This window comes from Aphanizomenon sp. CS-733/32 (assembly GCF_028330045.1).
GTDB classification, from domain to species: Bacteria; Cyanobacteriota; Cyanobacteriia; order Cyanobacteriales; family Nostocaceae; genus Dolichospermum; species Dolichospermum gracile.
In genome coordinates, this window is the sequence record NZ_JAQMSE010000109.1 from 1 (window position 1) to 17,918 (window position 17,918).

Below are 17,918 nucleotides of genomic sequence, written 5' to 3' on the forward strand. Positions count from 1 at the left end.
GTGGAATACTACCAACTGGTAAGGACCACCGTTGTACAACCACTCATCTAAGGAAGCAGCTTCCCAAATGGGGTAGAAGTGTAAACCGATAGCGTTAGAGGAAGGAACTACTGCACCGGAAATGATGTTGTTTCCGTAGAGCAAAGAACCTGCAACTGGTTCGCGGATACCGTCAATGTCAACGGGGGGAGCAGCGATGAATGCGATTACGAAGCAAGCGATCGCCGATAGGAGGGTGGGGATCATTAATACACCGAACCAACCGATATATAAACGGTTGTCTGTGCTGGTGATCCAACCGCAGAAGCGATCCCACACATTAGCACTTTCGCGCTGTTGTAAGGTAGTTGTCATTTTATGATTGCTTTATTTTCTTATGATGTTGGTAGGTTGTTTTGCCTACCTGAATACAACATTAGAGGATAAGTTTAAATTTGTAAAGATAATTAAAATTAGTATTAGTTATATCAGTTATATGTTTTCCTAATGTAATGAGATTTACAGGAATTGCAGCAGAAAATTCACCTCTAAAAATCAAAGTATATATAAGGTAAACTACCCTCAGGAGCTAGTAACCAAACTGCATAAAAACATAGGGGAACAAAGACAATTTTAATTGGCCAGCTAAATTCTAGTTTCATGCCTCGCTTAAAAACATAAGTTGTAAACATTAGTAAAGCTATGACTACCAACAAATAAGAGAGTTGGTACTGACTTATATTTAATGCTTCTACATAGACTTTTTCCGCAAATTGTTGATCACCGACATGACCCCAAAGGTTTTTGATCACTAAAGTCGAATCTTGGGGGTTGGGGAGACGAAACCAAATCCAAGATGTGAAAACCATGATTTGTGTTAAAAGCCAAGCAAAAATAACTCCTAGTGGATTTTGCCAAAATGAATTAAGAATTGTCAAGCGATCGCTGAGTACAACTGTAAGACGATGCACTACTAAAGCGATACCATGCAGTACACCCCAAACAATAAAGCCCCAAACTGAACCGTGCCAAATACCAGCTACTAACATAACTATCAATAGATTTACGCAATTACGCATTAATCCGCGTCTAGAGCCACCTAAAGGAAAGTAGAGATAATTACGTAGCCAATCACCTAATGTAATGTGCCAGCGTCGCCAAAAATCAGCAATACTGGTACTGAAGTAAGGAAAATCAAAGTTTTCCGGTAAAACCAACCCAAATAGTAAAGCACTACCACGAGCAATATCAACATAACCATTGAAATCTAAATATAACTGTAAGCCATAAGCAAAGGTAGCTAACCACAAATCTGTACTACCTGCCCTTTGTAAGTTACCAAAACATAAATCTACAAATATACCCAAATTATCAGCAAGGATACCTTTTTTAACTGCACCTCTAGCAATTAACCACATTCCTTCAGCAACTCTATCAATGCTGGGAAATCTGAGAGTATCAAATTGAATTGCTAAATTATGGTAACGAGTAATTGGTCCAGAAATTAGTTTAGCAAAAAATAATTTATATGTGGCAAACTGGATAAATTTAGTAGCAGCAGGAGTACCACGATAAATATCTATTAAATAAGCAATACATTCAAAGGTAAAGAAAGAAATTCCTAGAGGTGCAATCAACTTAATTAATGATTCTGGTGAACTTGTTGACTGATTAAAAGCTAAATTTAGAAAATGATTGATGTATTTAAAACCTAAAAGAATAAAAACATTAAAACCTATGCCAATCCACAATATTTTAAGACGGCGCTGATTCCAGTCAGCTTGAGCAAATTGCCATTCTTCATTAGATAAATTCGAGTTTTGAGAATGCTTTCCTGGTGAAGTATTACTACCAATCTCTAAACCCAGACGGAAGTTGATAAAAGTTAGTGTTAAAAGTAATGGTAAATATTGAATATGCAAAGATGCGTAAAATACAAGACTGGCTATTAACAGTATCCATAATCTGATATTTGCTAGATTAACAGTCCAGTAGATGCCTAAAACACTCAATAGAAATAGCCCATAAAAAATTGATATAAATTTCATTGTTGATTAATTGATAATTTTGAATTTGTCATGAAGTTAGGAGTGAGGATAAAGAATATTTTATCATCCATTCCCCATTCCTTATTTAATCATTTTGTTGGCCAGCTAATCATTGGATCTATAGCTAGTTTCTTGGATACTTCATAAGCACCATAACGATTGAGATGACTGGGATCTGAAAAGTAATCATTTGCTGTTGGCCATAGCTGACTTAAATCACGATAGATAAACTGAGGATAGTTAGTAAAGGTTAATAAATACTCTTGAAACTGTTGCTCATATTTGGTGCGTACAGGATCTAAATAATCTGAAGTCAGAGGCATATTCACAAAGATGAGAGAGATATTATTATTTTTTGTAAACTCTAGCATGGAATGGAATGCCTGATCTTGTTTACCTACTAATTGGAAAGATTTATAATCATTATCGTAATCTCCGGAAACTTTGGGATGTTGTTGATAGTAGGTGGTGGGATTATAGCGAATAGATAAAGGTAAGAATCCATCAAAATCAACTCCTGGGAGAGAAGAATTATTGTCTATTTCTGAATCATGGGTGATATGGATTTTTAATTTAACTGGGGAATGTTGATAGCTAAAAGGTAGATATTGAAGTTGTTTTTGGAGAAGAATTTTAATTTGATCACGGTTTTTATAACTAGCAGATAAATTAGCTACAGACTGATTTAACCAATCGTTAGTGGTTTGATAGATATTAGTATCTTCTGTTTTAGGTTTATTACTAACTTTCTCTGTTGGATCTTCTGGGTTCTTATTACCTTGATTAGTTTTGACTTTTGTTGGAGATTCCTGTAATATTTGTTTGTATCCTGGTGAGGTTTCAATGGTATTGAAAGTAATATCTTCTCTCCCATTATTAAAGGCACGAGAACCATCTGCCCATAAAATTACCTTTGGTAGTTCTTGGGGTTCTAAAATCTGACGGATGAGGACATCAACGACTTGGGCTGTTGCTCCATTAATGCCAAAGTTAAATATATCAATATTGCTATGATTTTGGGAGGCTAAAGCTTTAGCAAGGGCTACAGGATCAACTCCTCTCAGGGCGCGAGAAGAACCAACAATTAAGACATCTGGGGAACGTTTTTTTGTGGCTAACCGCTGTTTATATAGAGCTAATTGTTCATCTAATTGCCTAGCATTAAAACTGGGCATTTGTGATCTAGCTGCTAATAAAATAGCTGTAGAAGTGGCTTTTTCTTTTAATGGTCCGGCTGGCAAATTTCCCGATTGAGCATTGTCATCATTAATAAATCCAGAAGCATTAAAAGCGGATGAATCATTATTCAGTGATTCTGTTGTTCCTGTTTGATTTAAAAATGATGTTTTCTGATTATTTGGTGATAGTGAAGATGCTTGTGCTTTTGAGGATAAAGGAGAACTAATATTATTGGTGTTTTTCGGTAAATTTTTAACAGTATGTGCGACAACGTAGCCTAACATAAAATCACTTTGCAAGGTGAGAAGTAATCCTAATGCTAACCAAATCATCCCGCTACCAATTCCTTGATTATCAGGATTTTCGTCTATTTCCTGATTAGATTGTGTAAATAGTTGACTGTTTAAAAGTAAATTTCTGATTAATTTATTGATATTTAGCACCCAGTTTTTTGCTGTTTCCTTGATAAAAATTTTGACTTTTTCATTGGTTAAATCGGGACGCAAAATTTCTTCACTAGTTTCATCTATCATTAGGGAACTTACATACTCTGATGTAGCAGCAAATTCTGGTGTTGCTTCGGGAACTGATCGAGAACGTTCTTCTAGATCAACTCCATGATGCCATAGGGGTTCTTTATCACCAGCACGACGACCATAAACACGGACACCAGTAATACCAAAAATTTTCAGTTGGCGGATAAATTGAGTCACTTTACTAGAAACCTGATGGCGTGTAGGACAAACGGGAGCATCACACATTATGTGTAATAAATCTTCTTTGCGAATTAGTAGTACCCGGATACCACCGGTTTTCAATCGCCAATCTAGGTTGGGATTTAGTAGTCGCTCTAGTAAAAAAATGATGGCTGGTTGATCACCTGTACGGGCAAGCTCCAGGGCAGATGTAAGTAGGAATGGATGCTCAGATGCTGGTAAAGATACCCAATCTATCCAAGTTGGTTGTTTGTCTGTGGTTTTTTGTCCGTATATGGCGGCTGAGATAATGGCTTGAGGAGCAATACTTTCGAGTAGGGGAACAATGGCTTGTAGTACAATTGTTTTATCGGGTGCGGCTGCGGTTTCTAAGGGGTCAAAAGCCGGGGTACAGAAGATGTGTAAGGTAGATTCTTTGAGGGAAGTTTGCAATGCTATTTTGAAGCCTAATAATTCTTCAGTTAATATTCTAGCGATCGCTTGCACATCTCCCCACCGCGCCCATGCTTTTAACATCACCTCTGGCGGTGTCAAATCTACTCTTACCCGCCAATCTGGCTCAAGTTCCCCTCGAACTTGGGCAACAATAATGGCATCTTGATAACCAACAAGCTGCAAATGTCTCAGCTTTTGGGCTACCGTTTCTGCCAATAATGATGGATCAGGGCTATAACTAGACTGACAAAATACCCAAAGACGATTAGCAACAATCGGAGAGTTATTTTTCGCCGGACTGGGTTTAACTTTTACCTGTATTGCTATACCTAAATGACTGAGATGTTCACTTAAATAACGAGCAATGGCATCTCCATCGCCTTGACGTGCCAAACTTTCATTAGAGATAATCAACGAGCCACCGGGGATTATAGGCGTTTCTGTCTGTGCTAATAGTGCCTGTTCTACCTGTTCTAAATGTCGTTCCAGTTGATTCAAATACACCCGATGACACCATTCAGGACGGTGTTCCCCTTTTTTGCGACCATAAATTAATACTTGGTATATTGACGGTTGTTCATCATTGATGAGGGTATCTACATCAGTTTGCTGTAGTGCTTGTAGTAACTCCGACAAGGTTTGCCAGCGTTGTGGACATTCAGCGTTTTCACAGAGAATATGTAGGTCATTACCTAGCAATCGGACTTTTACCCCGAAAGTATTTATACCCGTTGCTTGGCTTACCCATTGCACTAAGGAATTTTGACGATCATCAGGTAATACTGTTTTCATGGGCAGTGTTTAACAGCAAGATTGTATAGGGGAATTTTGGCTGTACTTGTCAACTAGAATCATAGAACTATCACATTTTGCCATTTTTTTTCAATAATTTTGTTACCTTCGCAGCTTGCAAAATTGACAAAGATGGTGCTATGGAAGAATTCACCGAGTCAGGAGTAGGAGTGCCCTGCACCCAGTCAGGAGTCAGTACCTTCTGTAAGTCCTAACATAAAAGATGACTGATATTACCTGAGTTCGGAGTTAGGAGTTATGATTTTTTCAACGAGATCATAAGGGATTGAGACTCCTAGGTGGGGTGAGTTTTCCACAAATTATCGTTATGTCGAACTCACGTGATATTGTGCGGTATTATCAGGCACAAGAATACTTTTAACCTTTGGTGATGTTTCCTCCTAGGTCTTTCTGTTGTTAACATGGCTCTGACGTTGTTGCACTTTGATAAATTCTCGCTCCTGAACTGAAAATTGACTTTTTTGCCTATTTTACCTGTGTACTAATTACTAAGAATTACAATGCTATCCGTAACCCAACAGTCATTTTCCGAATCTGGATTAAATTTGATTCCATTCACAATTTCTCTGTCTTGTCTTTTACAAGTTGGTACAGTGTCTATGCTAATCCTAGTTATCGCTCAAAAAGCTACAAGGGAGGCATTAATCAGCCTGGGTGAAGTCAGTGAAGAATCATTGCGAGGCGATCGCTTACCTGTCCTTCCTTTTCCAGATGATCACAAGTTAGGCAAGGACTAGAAATCCATATGATCGCGAGACGCAGCCGGGGTCAGAAAAATGACAAGAAGATTAGCTAGAGACGGTTTTCTGTGGTGTAATCCTGCGAAAATTATTTATGATTGAAAGACTTAATGCGGATGTATCTGTATTAAGCTTTGTGAATATCTCAGCAGTGTGATTAATCTTTCTATTTTCTATGGCAAAAATTCCTGTTTTCCTAGCCTTGAGTATAGCTACCATAGCTAATGGTTTCTTATTAGCCGCTTGCGAAAATCCCAATCCCCCATCATCTACTGGAAGTATTACCACTTCCCCAACCCCTACCACTACAACCAGTGATACCAAAGGATTGAAAATTGGTAGTTTATTACCCACAACAGGTGACTTAGCTTCCATTGGACAACAAATGGTTGGTTCAGTTCCCTTATTAGTAGACACAGTTAACACTTGTGGAGGTGTTAACGGTGAAAAAGTCACTTTAGTACAAGTAGACGACCAAACAGACCCTAAAGCCGGCGCTGCGGGAATGACCAAATTAGCAACTTTAGATAAAGTCGGTGGCGTGGTTGGTTCTTTTGCCAGTAGCGTTTCCACTGCGGCGGTTTCCGTAGCTGTACCCAATAAAGTCATGCTGATTTCTCCTGGTAGCACCAGTCCCGTATTTAGCGACAAAGCTAAAAAAGGTGACTTTCAAGGCTTTTGGGCGCGGACTGCTCCCCCTGATACCTACCAAGCATTAGCTTTAGCCCAACTTGCTAAGAAAAAAGGTTTTAAAAGACTTTCCACAGTAGTTATTAACAATGACTATGGCGTAGGTTTTGAAAAAGCATTTGTAGAAACTTTTGAAAAACTAGGCGGAACAGTAGTTAATAAAGATAAGCCTGTGCGCTATGATCCCAAAGCTCAAACCTTTGATACAGAAGCAACTGCGGCCTTTGCTGGGAAACCAGATGCGGTTTTAGGCGTATTATATGCGGAAACAGGGAGTTTATTTCTCAAAGCTGCTTATCAGCAAGGTGTCACCAAGGGAGTACAAATTTTACTCACAGATGGCGTAAAGTCTCCTACTTTCCCTGACCAAGTTGGTAAAGGTAGTGATGGCAAGTATATTTTATCAGGGGCAATTGGTACAGTTCCCGGTTCTAGTGGTAAAGGTTTAGAAAACTTTAATAAACTTTGGCAAGAGAAAAAGGGCGGTTCTCCCGGAGAATACGCACCTCAAGCTTGGGATGCTGCGGCATTGTTGGTATTAGCAGCCCAAGCCGCTAAGGACAATACAGGGGTTGGTATTTCTAGTAAAATTCGGGAAGTTTCTGCTGGTAGTGGTACACCAGTTAGTGATGTTTGTGAAGGATTGAAGCTACTTAAAGCAGGCAAACAAATTAATTACCAAGGCGCAAGCGGTGATGTAGATGTTGACGCTAATGGTGATGTCATTGGTACTTATGATGTCTGGACTGTGGGCGATGATGGCAAAATCAAGGTGATTGATAAGGTTAGTCCTAAGTAGGGGCAGGGGGAGAAATTTCCCTATTCTTTCTTCTTTCTGGACTCCTGACTCCTGACTCCTGAGAAAGGGCGCAGGCCCTGCGCCCCTACTCGCTTCTAAAAACCAGTAAAGTTATAACCGACTCCTAATAAAATTCCCACATCAGTTTTATTAAAAAATCCAGCATTTACAGCGGCTGTGGCGGTTAATCTGCTATTGAGAGGTACGTCTATCCCACCAGTGACTAGCAAAGCAGCTTCAGTATTAGATTGATCACCTGTTTTAATGGCTGCACCTAAGCCAACGTAAGGGGCTATGGGTAAAGGTTCTGTAAATGGATCTGGTGATTTAAAAGCAAAGTCGTAAGTAATAGGAGCAAGAAATGTTGTATCTGTTCCTAGTATTACTGATGGTCTAACTGATAAGGTTTTGGTCAGACCAATTTTACCGATAACAGTGAAATTACCATCACTCAAAGCTGAAAAGCTACCAGATGCACCAACGTTGAGACCAACACCGATATAGCTACTACCACCACGAGTGGCTCTACCTATACCAATTGGACTTTGTGCTATTTGATTGGATGGTTCTGTTTTTTCGGTAACTTGTGTAGAACCAGAATTGAGCATAACTGATGAAGTTTCTACAGTTCCTGGTACGGGTGTGATTGTCCGACTGGCTATTTCTTCTGTAGCAACGGTGGATATTGATGTTTGGTTGGAGGGGATGACAATTGTTTCTGCTTCGACTGTCTGAGCATTTACGGAAAGTCCGTTACCTAAAACTACCAAAGCTGCAAGACTTGGTAAGGCTAAACAAGTTTTACGAAAAATAATATTACTCATGTTCACTCCTCAATAAATTAAGATTGACAGCTATTTAGATATCATCTCCAGTTCACAAATTTCGTTAACACTCACTATTTAACACCAAAAATCAAAATTTGGATGTAACGGCTCAATAATCCGATGTAAATCCAATACTGCTCGGTTAAGCCTGAAAAGTCATTATATGGTAGGTTGGGTTGAGCGATCGCAAAACCCAACAAAATCCTTGATAATGTTAGGTTGTAGTTATTCACTCCCCCCTCTAAAATTATTGAAACCCTTGATATCTCCTTAAAGATAGAGGGAAGTGTGAACAGTTATGTTGGGTGTTGGGTTTCGTTCCCCAACCCAACCTACATTTCCTTAACCGACAAGTATTGATTGTCAAGGGGTTCTAGACAAAACTCCAAAAGTTTTTTCGTTTTTGATAATATTTATGTAATTTTTCGCAGAAAATTGTATGATTTTGTGTAATTTAATGAGGCGATCGCTACTAAGAGTGTTTTCTTTAAAAGATATACCAGATAACAAGCAAGTGAGGTAAAAAATTTACATCAAAAGCCAAGAGAATTTTCCTCCTGACTCCTGCTGTACTTTATGAAATATCTAGCAATTGTCTCAAGAGCATTTGATCGTCTAGTTTAGCTTTTAAGCGCCCTTTTTCCACATCACGAATCCAGCTTTGGCTTTTTTCCATCAACTTGGCTAGTTCCCTTTGGGAGAGGTTCATTTTTTTACGTCCTTCTATCACCTCTTCTCCTAGCAAATTACCTGTTTGTTGATGATTGCTTTTGGCTTTAGTGGGACGACGTTGTTTTTTATCTGATTCTGAACGATTTTCCCAATCGGTCGGGAGTTCAAACGATAAAATCCGTGCATTCAGAAGTAAATTCCACTTACCACGAGGTCCGCTGTCTGTAAGACGATTTTCACCACTACCATCATTAATCCAAAATTCTAACGCTTCCTCTGGATCTTCCGGTATATCCACTAATTTTGCCCACAAAGGCTGAATTTCTGGGGGATAGGTAACAGGATCAAATAATGGTTTGATTCCATAATGATTGAGAACTTCTAAATCATTTTCATAGGCTTTAAGTAGGCGTTTCCGTTCTTCCCTGTGTCTGGAAGCTTGGGTCACTTTTTCCTCACCATAAGCAACGCGCAGCAAGGTAGGAATAGTGATACGTTGTTCTCTACCCATTTTTGTTTTAAATAATAACCAGAGCATCAGTCTCACAGCACCTTCGTGTTGTTGCCACAGACTCATAACTGTGGTAAGTAGGGTTTTGGGAAGACTGCCATATTGATAAAATGTGGTTCGTTCTTTGCATCCTTGTCTGTTGAAGAAATGTTTAGTCCAAATTCCAGCTTTGATTGTAAATGTCAGTCCCACTAAATATTTACAACCTTGATCATCTTCTTGAAAATGGTGTTGGGTATCTGTCAAATTCCATAGATAACTATCTTTAATGGAAAAACTGGGAACTCTACCTTGTTGTGGCCAGTCAATGGAAACCATGAGAGAACAAGTTTGAGAGACGATGTTTTTAATTAAACCGAGTTTGGCACTTTTGCTGAGGTCTTTACGTTTTTCTAAGCCCAAATACTGTTCAATTTGTCGTTCATCAATGGTAAATTCTTCTTCCCAAGGTTGATCTAAGGCTGTAATTTGAGCGGCGAAAATAAGATGAATACAAGCAGCCCGGATGTCTAAATAATCAATTGCTTGGGAATTATTAGCACGGTTGTTAATTGGAAATAGGTCTTGAAGATGGAAGGAAATTGTCCCTCGTCCTTGATTAACTGAGCGACTGTAATGTAAGTTACCTTCCTCGTCTTTTTCCCATTGCAAAGATGTTCGTTGTGCTAGTAAATTGCAAGCTTCCCAGATAACTATGGCTGAAGCAAAGGGGTTGTTTTTACCATTAGAAAATAAATCGGGACTGGTAGCATCTCGTGGTTCAATTTTACATCTTCCTTTTTTGGCGTGTACAGGGATAGGCGCATTTGTGGGACAGGCAATTACACATTGTGGTTGTAAATAATAGCCATCACAATTATTGCAAAGGGTAGGATCAACCCAATATTCATCATCTTCGATTTTAATTGCACCGGTAGGACATAGGGGTCGGCAGTTGTCACATCCCACGCAACTGTTGTTAGGAATTATATGCGGCATAGGAAGTGTTCCTACTTTAATCGTTGAGATGTTTGGCTCAAGTCTCCCCTTAATGTGTGTGTCATGAGTGATTCATAACTCGCTACCAAATTACCTCTATCATGAGAACATTGTTTGCTCGTCTCATTAATTACTCATAGGGGTTATTGAAGCCGTTTCGCAAAGTTAGGCTTCATTGCTTCTTCATTAACTATACTTTTCATAAAGATTTCAATAAGATTGTTCAGTATGAGCTTGGCAGGATTTCTTAATATTTACCTGGATATTTACTGTCATAATGTTTATTTTGGTCTATATAAAATATGTTAAATGTTTTTGAAGAACATCTGACAGCAGGGAAGAAGGAATAGGAAATAGAAAACAAAATGGTTCAAAAATAGAGGAAATGATTTCTTTAAGTTTGTATTTACTAATACTGTTGGTGAAGTATTTTGATCTAATTAGAAAATATTCGCAAATAAGCAGTTAATAAAGCTGATAATTATGGTTGATAATTGATTATTATTCTTATTGAATGAGGTGTTTTTAGACTCATAAATTTATATTTATTGAGAAAATAACTTTAAACACAATTCTGCAACCTTTGATTAATCGGCTTTTTATCCAAGGACACAACCCAAATTTATCAATAAGTAATATCATTTAATATTTGCCAATAAGCAAAAATAAATAATATTATTTAGCAAGTCATCAAAATTTGATAAAAAAGTTAATTTTTGTTATTGAAAAAATGAAATCTCAAGCTAGTATGAAGATTAAAGGATTAACTAATATCTAGCTAAAATTGCTGAGGTTTTATTGATGGCGACATTAACAGGATTGACCTTTGGAGGTACTGATTGGACTCCTAAATTTGCCCAAGAAATAGACAAAGACAAGTGTATCGGTTGTGGCAGATGTATGAAAGTTTGTGGTCATAAAGTTTTGGGCTTAATGCCTTTAAACGAAGAAGGTGAATTTGTTGAAGATGAAGATGAGGAAGAAGTAGAACGGAAAGTAATGGTTGTTACTCACCCAGAAAATTGTATTGGGTGTCAAGCTTGTTCTCGGATTTGTCCCAAGAATTGTTATAGTCATGTAACATTGGACAAATAACATATTTGGTGATTTTCAACGGTGTGATGTTCTGCAAAACATCGGTTATTTTGGTTAAGTTTATAGGCAAGGTAATTGGAGGGGAATCTCAATCTTTACCGTACTTGGTGAAAATGTTTGCAGTGAACAGAAACGTAAATTGTCAGCTGCTATCATCTAAAAAAACATACTTGCTAATATTTTTTCTGCTGCTATTTGATTTATGAAAATATCAACTTCTCAGATCCTCGATTTCTTCAAGAAGTCGGGGATTTTGTGGTTATCAATATGAAAAAAATATGGAAGTTTACCAATTTTTGATTAGTTACAAGTTAGAACAGTAATAGTATAGCAGGAGTCAGGAGTCAGGAGTCATAAGTAAAACCCTGTTTCAGACAGAGTTTGATTATTAGTCGAAGTCCTAACTAGCCTGACGGTTGCTATAAAAATTAAAAAGGTCATCTTCTCCTCAGAAGATATTTTTGTGACTACATAAACAAAGTCTATCTTCACTGACTATTGTTTTACTACTATTTACAAAGCAGGTAGCATTCATGCAAAAAGTTCCTGTTTCGCTGTGGACACTGTTAGCTGGGATGATCATTGCCCCTATCAGTATCTGGGTTGGTCAAAATCATCATTTATTACCAGAAGCAGCATCGCAACAAGCTCCTTTGGTGGATGGTTTTTTCAATATTATGTTGACAATTGCGGTTGCTCTTTTTTTGGTTGTTGAAGGAACGATTCTGCTTTTTCTAGTTATTTATAGACGACGTAAAGGAGATAATACTGATGGTAGTTCGGTAGAAGGTAATTTGAGTTTAGAAATTTTCTGGACGGCAATTCCTACGGTAATTGTGATTGCTTTAGGTATTTACAGTGTTGATATTTATAACCAAATGGGTGGTTTTGGTGTGGGTAGTCATCCTCATCAAATGTCAGCAGGGGCGATGAATGTTAGTCAAACTGCTAATATTGGGATTGGTGAAAATCCGCAAACTAAAAATAAGCCGGCTGATTTAGTTGTAGATGTTAAAGGTATACAGTTTGCGTGGTTATTTAATTATCCTGTCAGTGGTATTGCCACGGGAGAATTGCACGTTCCTGTTGGTGCTGATGTGCAATTGAATTTATCCGCAGATGATGTGATTCACTCTTTTTGGGTTCCGCAATTTCGGCTGAAACAAGATGCTATTCCTGGTGTTCCTACTCAATTACGATTTACAGCTACAAAACCCGGTACTTATCCAGTAGTTTGTGCAGAATTATGTGGTGGTTATCACGGTTCAATGCGATCGCAAGTAATTGTCCATGAACAGGAAGATTTTGATGCTTGGATGCGTGAAAACCAGATTGCTGAAAGTGAAGATCTGAATGATGCGGTGGCTACAAATTTGGATAATTTATCTCCATCGAAATTTCTGGCTCCCTACACTCAAAATTTAGATGTAACTCCAGTAGTTATTGAGTCATTAGCCCATCAATTTTAGATTTGGGATTGGAGATTGATTCTTGTCTAATTTGGTGGATATTGAATCATTCTCATGAAGTTGAAAATCTAAAATTCTGTGATTAATCATGATTAGCTAATAACTGACAAAGGACAACTCACAACAATATGACACAAGTAAATTTTCCAGTTAATCCTCCACCCTATGAAAGTGGATCACCAACCCAGTTGATTACCCATAGTTCTCATCCTACCGCTTGGAAATTTGGAGATTATTTCACGTTTAATACTGATCACAAAGTAATTGGGATTCAATACTTAGTGACAGCGTTTGTTTTTTATCTTATTGGTGGGTTGATGGCGATCGCCCTTCGCGCTGAATTAGCCACACCGGACTCGGACTTTCTTGATCCAAATCTGTACAATGCCTTCATGACAAATCATGGCACAATCATGATTTTTCTGTGGATTGTTCCCAGTGCAATTGGCGGATTTGGTAACTATCTAGTTCCCTTGATGATGGGTGCTAGAGATATGGCTTTCCCTAAATTAAATGCGATCGCCTTTTGGTTAAATCCAGTCGCTGGATTCTTGCTATTACTAAGTTTCGCCTTTGGTGGTTCGCAATCGGGCTGGACGGCGTACCCACCATTAAGCCTAGTTACCGCCAACAACGCCCAAAGTTTATGGATTTTGGCCATTGTTTTAGTGGGAACTTCTTCAATTCTAGGTTCAATTAACTTTGTCATCACCATTTTGATGATGAAAGTTCCTAGTATGAAATGGGATCAAGTTCCCCTATTTTGTTGGGCAATTTTAGCAACTTCTATCCTTGCCCTTTTCTCTACTCCCGTATTAGCAGCTGGTTTAGTTTTGCTGTTATTTGATATTAACTTCGGCACATCCTTCTTCAAACCAGATGCAGGTGGCAATGTCGTTATTTACCAACATTTATTTTGGTTTTATTCCCATCCGGCGGTTTATTTAATGATTCTGCCGATTTTCGGGATTATGTCCGAAATTATTCCCACTCACGCCCGCAAACCGATATTTGGTTATAAAGCGATCGCCTTTTCCACAGTGGCCATTTGCGTCGTCGGTTTATTCGTCTGGGTTCACCATATGTTCACCAGTGGCACACCCGGTTGGATGCGGATGTTCTTCACCATTTCCACACTCATAGTTGCAGTTCCCACAGGTGTGAAAATCTTCGGTTGGGTAGCAACTCTCTGGGGAGGAAAAATCCGTTTCAGCAGCGCCATGTTATTCGCTATTGGTTTACTTTCCATGTTCGTCATGGGCGGTTTAAGCGGCGTAACTATGGGAACAGCCCCCTTTGACGTTCACGTTCACGACACTTATTATGTAGTCGGTCATTTCCACTACGTTTTATTTGGTGGTTCAGTTTTCGGTATTTACGCAGGTATCTATCACTGGTTCCCCAAAATCACCGGCAGAATGATGAACGAAACCTGGGGAAGAGTTCATTTTATCCTCACCTTTATTGGTACAAACCTCACATTCCTCCCCATGCACAAACTAGGGTTACAAGGAATGCCTCGCCGAGTTGCCATGTATGACCCCCAATTTACCAGCTTAAACCAGTTGTGTACCATTGGCGCAATCCTTTTAGGTATTTCTGTTATTCCTTTCGCCTTAAACGCCATTTTCAGTTGGAAAAACGGCGAACTCGCAGGTGATAACCCCTGGGAAAGTTTAACTTTAGAATGGACAACCTCTTCCCCACCCATCATTGAAAACTGGGAAGTTCTACCCGTTGTTACTCATGGACCCTATGATTATGGACATGATCAAGGTTAATAAAGTGATTTTTGGGTAAATGAATTACATTTTTTTCTCACGCAGAGTCGCAGAGAGAAATTGTAGGTTGGGTTAAGCGATAGCGAAGCACTTCGTAGGAATCGCGCAACCCAACGAACCTCCAAAAAGTTGGGTTTCTTGACATCAACCCAACCTACATCTATTCATCATTCAGTAGGAATAATAATATGACTGCAATTACACCAATTGAACATCATAGCGATGGACATGAAGAACATCCAGATTTACGAGTGTGGGGTTTAATCACATTTCTCGCTTCTGAATCATTAATGTTTGGTGGATTTTTTGCCACCTATTTGTTTTTTAAAGGGACTACAGCAGTTTGGCCACCAGCAGGAACAGAAGTAGAATTATTTATCCCAGCCATTAACACGATCATCCTCGTTTCTAGTAGTTTTGTCATTCACTTTGGTGATATGGCCATTAAAAGAAATAGTGTGGGTTGGATGCGGTTTTGGTATTTTATCACCGCAATTATGGGGGCTGTATTCCTAGCTGGTCAGGTTTATGAATACATGAATCTAGGTTATGGATTCACTACCAATGTTTTCTCTAATTGCTTTTATTTAATGACAGGCTTTCACGGTTTGCACGTCTTTATTGGATTGTTATTAATTTTGGGTGTATTATGGCGTTCTTTCCGTCGTGGTCATTATTCTGCTACTAAACATACAGGCATCGAAATGGCGGAAATTTACTGGCACTTTGTGGATATTATTTGGATCATTCTCTTCACTTTGGTATATCTTCTCAACATTTTGTAAAAATGGGTAATCGGGAATTCATAAGAATACCCGGTAAGTGGGAAACGACACGAGCAGTTTTAACCCCTGTGGAGGCTATGCCTGAGGGCACGCTGGCGCGAACGCATGGGTGTCGTGACTCAAATAATGGCTACCATGAGAGTAAACTCAGGGTGGTCTGGTCAGTACGAATTACTTGATTACTCTTGCAAGCCCAGTCCCTTTAGGGCTGGGTTACTGACATTAGGTGAGTTCGACATAACGATAATTTGTGGAAAACTCACCCCACGTAGGAGTCTCAAGCCCTTATGATCTCCTTGAAGAAATCATAACTCCGTTCGCGTAGCGTCTCCGAACTCCTAACTCCGAACTCACGTGACCTTGGCAATTGTACTGATATCGTTTTGCCAAACAACGCTTGCGTTGGACTCTACCACAACTTAGTACCCCAGAACAATGTCAAAAGTGGAGTTATTAAAGATCCAGATAGAAATATTATTGAACTTAGTCAACAATGAGATTATTCTCTATGACAAAAGTTAAAATGGGTAGATTGTGAAAAGATAAATAGCAAATGTTTTGGGCTGATAAAATCGCTGCTGATGCAGTAGGCTACCAGGTAGTTAATGATTCTAAGACTCCATCAGGACGGGTACACGTTGGGTCTTTGCGGGGTGTGGTTATCCATGATGTGATTTACCGGGCATTGAAACACGCAGGTAAACCTGTCAAGTTCTTGTATGGTGTGGATGACTATGACGCACTGGATACAGTTCCAAAATACTTAGATCAGGAAAAGTTTTCTCCTTATTTGGGCTTTCCCCTGTGTAATGTGCCTTCTCCTGGTGATGATGCTAGTGATTATGCTAAATATTTCATTGGGGAATTTTTTGAAGTTTTCGAGTATTTAGGAATTAAACCAGAAACTTATTTTCTCCGCGATTTATATCGTTCTGGAAAACTTAATTCCTATATTGACACTTTCTTAAAAAATGCCCATTTGGTGAGAGAAGCTTATAAGGAAGTAAGCAAAGCTGACCGTCCAAATAACTGGTATCCTTTTCAAGTTGTTTGTGAAAAGTGCGGTAAGATTGCCACAACTGTCACGACAGATTATAACGGTTCAGAAGTATTTTACACCTGCAAACCTGATGCAACTAATTATGTAAAAGGTTGTGGACATTCTGGCTGGGTTTCTCCTTTTAATGGTAATGGTAAATTACCTTGGAAAGTTGAATGGGTGGCTAAGTGGGATGTGTTGGGTGTAACTATTGAAATGGCTGGGAAGGATCATTCTCAAAAAGGTGGTTCTCGTGATGTTGCTAATGCGATTAGCCGTAAGGTTCTACAAAAGCAACCTCCTTTTCATTCTCCCTATGAATTTATTCTGGTGAATGGGACAAAGATGAGTTCTTCTAAGGGTGTGGGTTCGAGTGCTGAAGAAATTGCGGCTTTACTTCCACCGGAATTACTGCGCTTTTTAATGTTGCGAACTCAGCCAAGAACTGTAATTAATTTTGCACCAAATTATGAAACTACTACTCGTTTATTTAGAGATTACGATACTTTAATTAATAAGTATTCTAATTCTCCTGAATTAACGGAGGAATTAATGCCGTTATTTTACGCGCAGTTAGGGGATGAAGTTAAAACTTTCCAACCTTTTGATTTTAGTACGTTGATTTCTTTGTTGCAAGTTCCGCGTTTAAATATTCAGGATGAGGTTGTCCAACGTAGTCCACAGCCTTTAACTGAGTATGATCAGGAAATTATTAATCAAAGAATTGCTGCTGCACAATTGTGGTTACAAGATTATGCAGATGAGGAAGAAAAGTTAGTTCTGTATTTGGAACAAGTTCCTGATAAAGCTAATGATTTGAACTCTGAACAGGTTGCTTATTTGCAAAAGTTGATGGAGAATTTGCAAAATATTCCTAATTGGGAAGCCGAGGCATTGCAAACTATCATTTTCTCGACTACTAAGGAGTTAGGGATTCAACAACCAATTGCTTTTAAGGCTTTGTATCTATCTTTCTTGAACAAAGAAAAGGGTCCAAAGGCTGGTGGTTTGTTTTCTTATTTGGAGAAATCTTTTGTGCTTTCGAGGTTACAAGATGTTGTGGCTTTGAATGCGGGTAAGGAAAAAGCAGAAGTTTCTTAATTCCTTGTTCCCTGTCTCTGACAGGGAATACGGTTTATGAGGCTCTGCCTCTCTCTAGATTATCAGAAGTCGGAGCCTTCTTGATTGCATTCTCAGCTTCTAGCTGGGAACGAGGAACTATTAAGAGGGTGTTTGAAAAGTCTAATTTATTACTTGCAAGGGCGACTAGAAGTCGCAGCTACACAGACGAAACCCACCTTCGTGGGTTCAAAAGCCTTGATTTTTCGTTAGTCCACGCAGGTGGACTTTGTTTGTGTAGTA

Annotated in this window: 12 protein-coding genes and 2 pseudogenes; 8 read left to right on the forward strand and 6 right to left on the reverse strand. The window is 38.8% G+C overall.

The features are described from left to right. The 3 genes and pseudogenes from PN471_RS08205 to PN471_RS08215 form a co-directional block, all read right to left on the reverse strand. Positions 1–354, reverse strand: a pseudogene (locus PN471_RS08205) (photosystem II q(b) protein); the annotation flags it as partial. A 173-nt stretch (positions 355–527) separates the two neighbouring features. Further along, positions 528–2,027, reverse strand: a complete 1,500-nt coding sequence (locus PN471_RS08210) for an MBOAT family O-acyltransferase (protein WP_271776418.1) — start codon at positions 2,025–2,027, stop codon at positions 528–530. An 89-nt stretch (positions 2,028–2,116) separates the two neighbouring features. Continuing rightward, positions 2,117–5,149: a DUF1574 domain-containing protein gene (locus tag PN471_RS08215; RefSeq protein WP_271776419.1), complete on the reverse strand. Its 3,033-nt coding sequence runs from the start codon at positions 5,147–5,149 to the stop codon at positions 2,117–2,119. A gap of 521 nt (positions 5,150–5,670) precedes the next feature. On the opposite strand from PN471_RS08215, the gene PN471_RS08220 reads away from it, so the two are divergent. Further along, positions 5,671–5,907 (forward strand): hypothetical protein, encoded by a 237-nt coding sequence (locus PN471_RS08220; RefSeq protein ID WP_271776420.1) that lies wholly within the window; start codon positions 5,671–5,673, stop codon positions 5,905–5,907. Positions 5,908–6,085: 178 nt separating this feature from the next. Continuing rightward, entirely contained in the window at positions 6,086–7,399 is a 1,314-nt protein-coding gene (locus tag PN471_RS08225; protein WP_271776421.1) for an ABC transporter substrate-binding protein, read from the forward strand. 95 nt (positions 7,400–7,494) lie between these two features. Here PN471_RS08225 and PN471_RS08230 read toward each other — a convergent pair whose 3' ends face one another. The 3 genes from PN471_RS08230 to PN471_RS08240 all read right to left on the reverse strand — a co-directional run bounded on the left by PN471_RS08230 (position 7,495) and on the right by PN471_RS08240 (position 10,387). Continuing rightward, positions 7,495–8,223 (reverse strand): hypothetical protein, encoded by a 729-nt coding sequence (locus tag PN471_RS08230; RefSeq protein ID WP_271776422.1) that lies wholly within the window; start codon positions 8,221–8,223, stop codon positions 7,495–7,497. A 74-nt stretch (positions 8,224–8,297) separates the two neighbouring features. Next, complete coding sequence (locus tag PN471_RS08235; RefSeq protein ID WP_271776423.1) at positions 8,298–8,459, reverse strand: hypothetical protein; 162 nt, start codon at positions 8,457–8,459, stop codon at positions 8,298–8,300. Positions 8,460–8,800: 341 nt separating this feature from the next. Next, on the reverse strand, positions 8,801–10,387 hold the full coding sequence (locus tag PN471_RS08240) for a helix-turn-helix domain-containing protein (protein ID WP_271776424.1): 1,587 nt from the start codon (positions 10,385–10,387) through the stop codon (positions 8,801–8,803). A gap of 801 nt (positions 10,388–11,188) precedes the next feature. On the opposite strand from PN471_RS08240, the gene fdxB reads away from it, so the two are divergent. The 6 genes and pseudogenes from fdxB to PN471_RS08270 all read left to right on the forward strand — a co-directional run. After that, positions 11,189–11,482, forward strand: coding sequence for a ferredoxin III, nif-specific (gene fdxB, locus PN471_RS08245; RefSeq protein WP_271776425.1), 294 nt, complete (start codon positions 11,189–11,191; stop codon positions 11,480–11,482). A gap of 533 nt (positions 11,483–12,015) precedes the next feature. Continuing rightward, the gene (locus tag PN471_RS08250) at positions 12,016–12,951 is read left to right on the forward strand and encodes a cytochrome c oxidase subunit II (protein ID WP_271776426.1); all 936 of its coding nucleotides are present in this window, start codon (positions 12,016–12,018) and stop codon (positions 12,949–12,951) included. 128 nt (positions 12,952–13,079) lie between these two features. Further along, the gene (ctaD, locus tag PN471_RS08255; protein WP_271776427.1) at positions 13,080–14,732 is read left to right on the forward strand and encodes a cytochrome c oxidase subunit I; all 1,653 of its coding nucleotides are present in this window, start codon (positions 13,080–13,082) and stop codon (positions 14,730–14,732) included. 188 nt (positions 14,733–14,920) lie between these two features. Further along, complete coding sequence (locus PN471_RS08260) at positions 14,921–15,517, forward strand: cytochrome c oxidase subunit 3 (protein ID WP_015078454.1); 597 nt, start codon at positions 14,921–14,923, stop codon at positions 15,515–15,517. Between the two features lie 553 nt (positions 15,518–16,070). Further along, positions 16,071–17,657 carry a lysine--tRNA ligase gene (gene lysS, locus PN471_RS08265; protein ID WP_271776428.1) on the forward strand — a complete coding sequence of 529 codons (1,587 nt, stop codon included), beginning with the start codon at positions 16,071–16,073 and terminating at the stop codon, positions 17,655–17,657. A gap of 80 nt (positions 17,658–17,737) precedes the next feature. Next, positions 17,738–17,918 (forward strand): annotated as a pseudogene (locus PN471_RS08270) (hypothetical protein); the annotation flags it as partial.

Excerpts from the sequence above, each read along its gene's own strand:
- PN471_RS08260 (WP_015078454.1), top strand. The coding sequence starts at position 14,921 with ATGACTGCAATTACACCAATTGAACATCATAGCGATGGACATGAAGAA.
- PN471_RS08220 (WP_271776420.1), top strand. The coding sequence starts at position 5,671 with ATGCTATCCGTAACCCAACAGTCATTTTCCGAATCTGGATTAAATTTG.
- fdxB (WP_271776425.1), top strand. The coding sequence starts at position 11,189 with ATGGCGACATTAACAGGATTGACCTTTGGAGGTACTGATTGGACTCCT.
- PN471_RS08250 (WP_271776426.1), top strand. The coding sequence starts at position 12,016 with ATGCAAAAAGTTCCTGTTTCGCTGTGGACACTGTTAGCTGGGATGATC.
- lysS (WP_271776428.1), top strand. The coding sequence starts at position 16,071 with ATGTTTTGGGCTGATAAAATCGCTGCTGATGCAGTAGGCTACCAGGTA.
- PN471_RS08210 (WP_271776418.1), bottom strand. The coding sequence starts at position 2,027 with ATGAAATTTATATCAATTTTTTATGGGCTATTTCTATTGAGTGTTTTA.
- PN471_RS08215 (WP_271776419.1), bottom strand. The coding sequence starts at position 5,149 with ATGAAAACAGTATTACCTGATGATCGTCAAAATTCCTTAGTGCAATGG.
- PN471_RS08230 (WP_271776422.1), bottom strand. The coding sequence starts at position 8,223 with ATGAGTAATATTATTTTTCGTAAAACTTGTTTAGCCTTACCAAGTCTT.
- ctaD (WP_271776427.1), top strand. The coding sequence starts at position 13,080 with ATGACACAAGTAAATTTTCCAGTTAATCCTCCACCCTATGAAAGTGGA.
- PN471_RS08240 (WP_271776424.1), bottom strand. The coding sequence starts at position 10,387 with ATGCCGCATATAATTCCTAACAACAGTTGCGTGGGATGTGACAACTGC.
- PN471_RS08225 (WP_271776421.1), top strand. The coding sequence starts at position 6,086 with ATGGCAAAAATTCCTGTTTTCCTAGCCTTGAGTATAGCTACCATAGCT.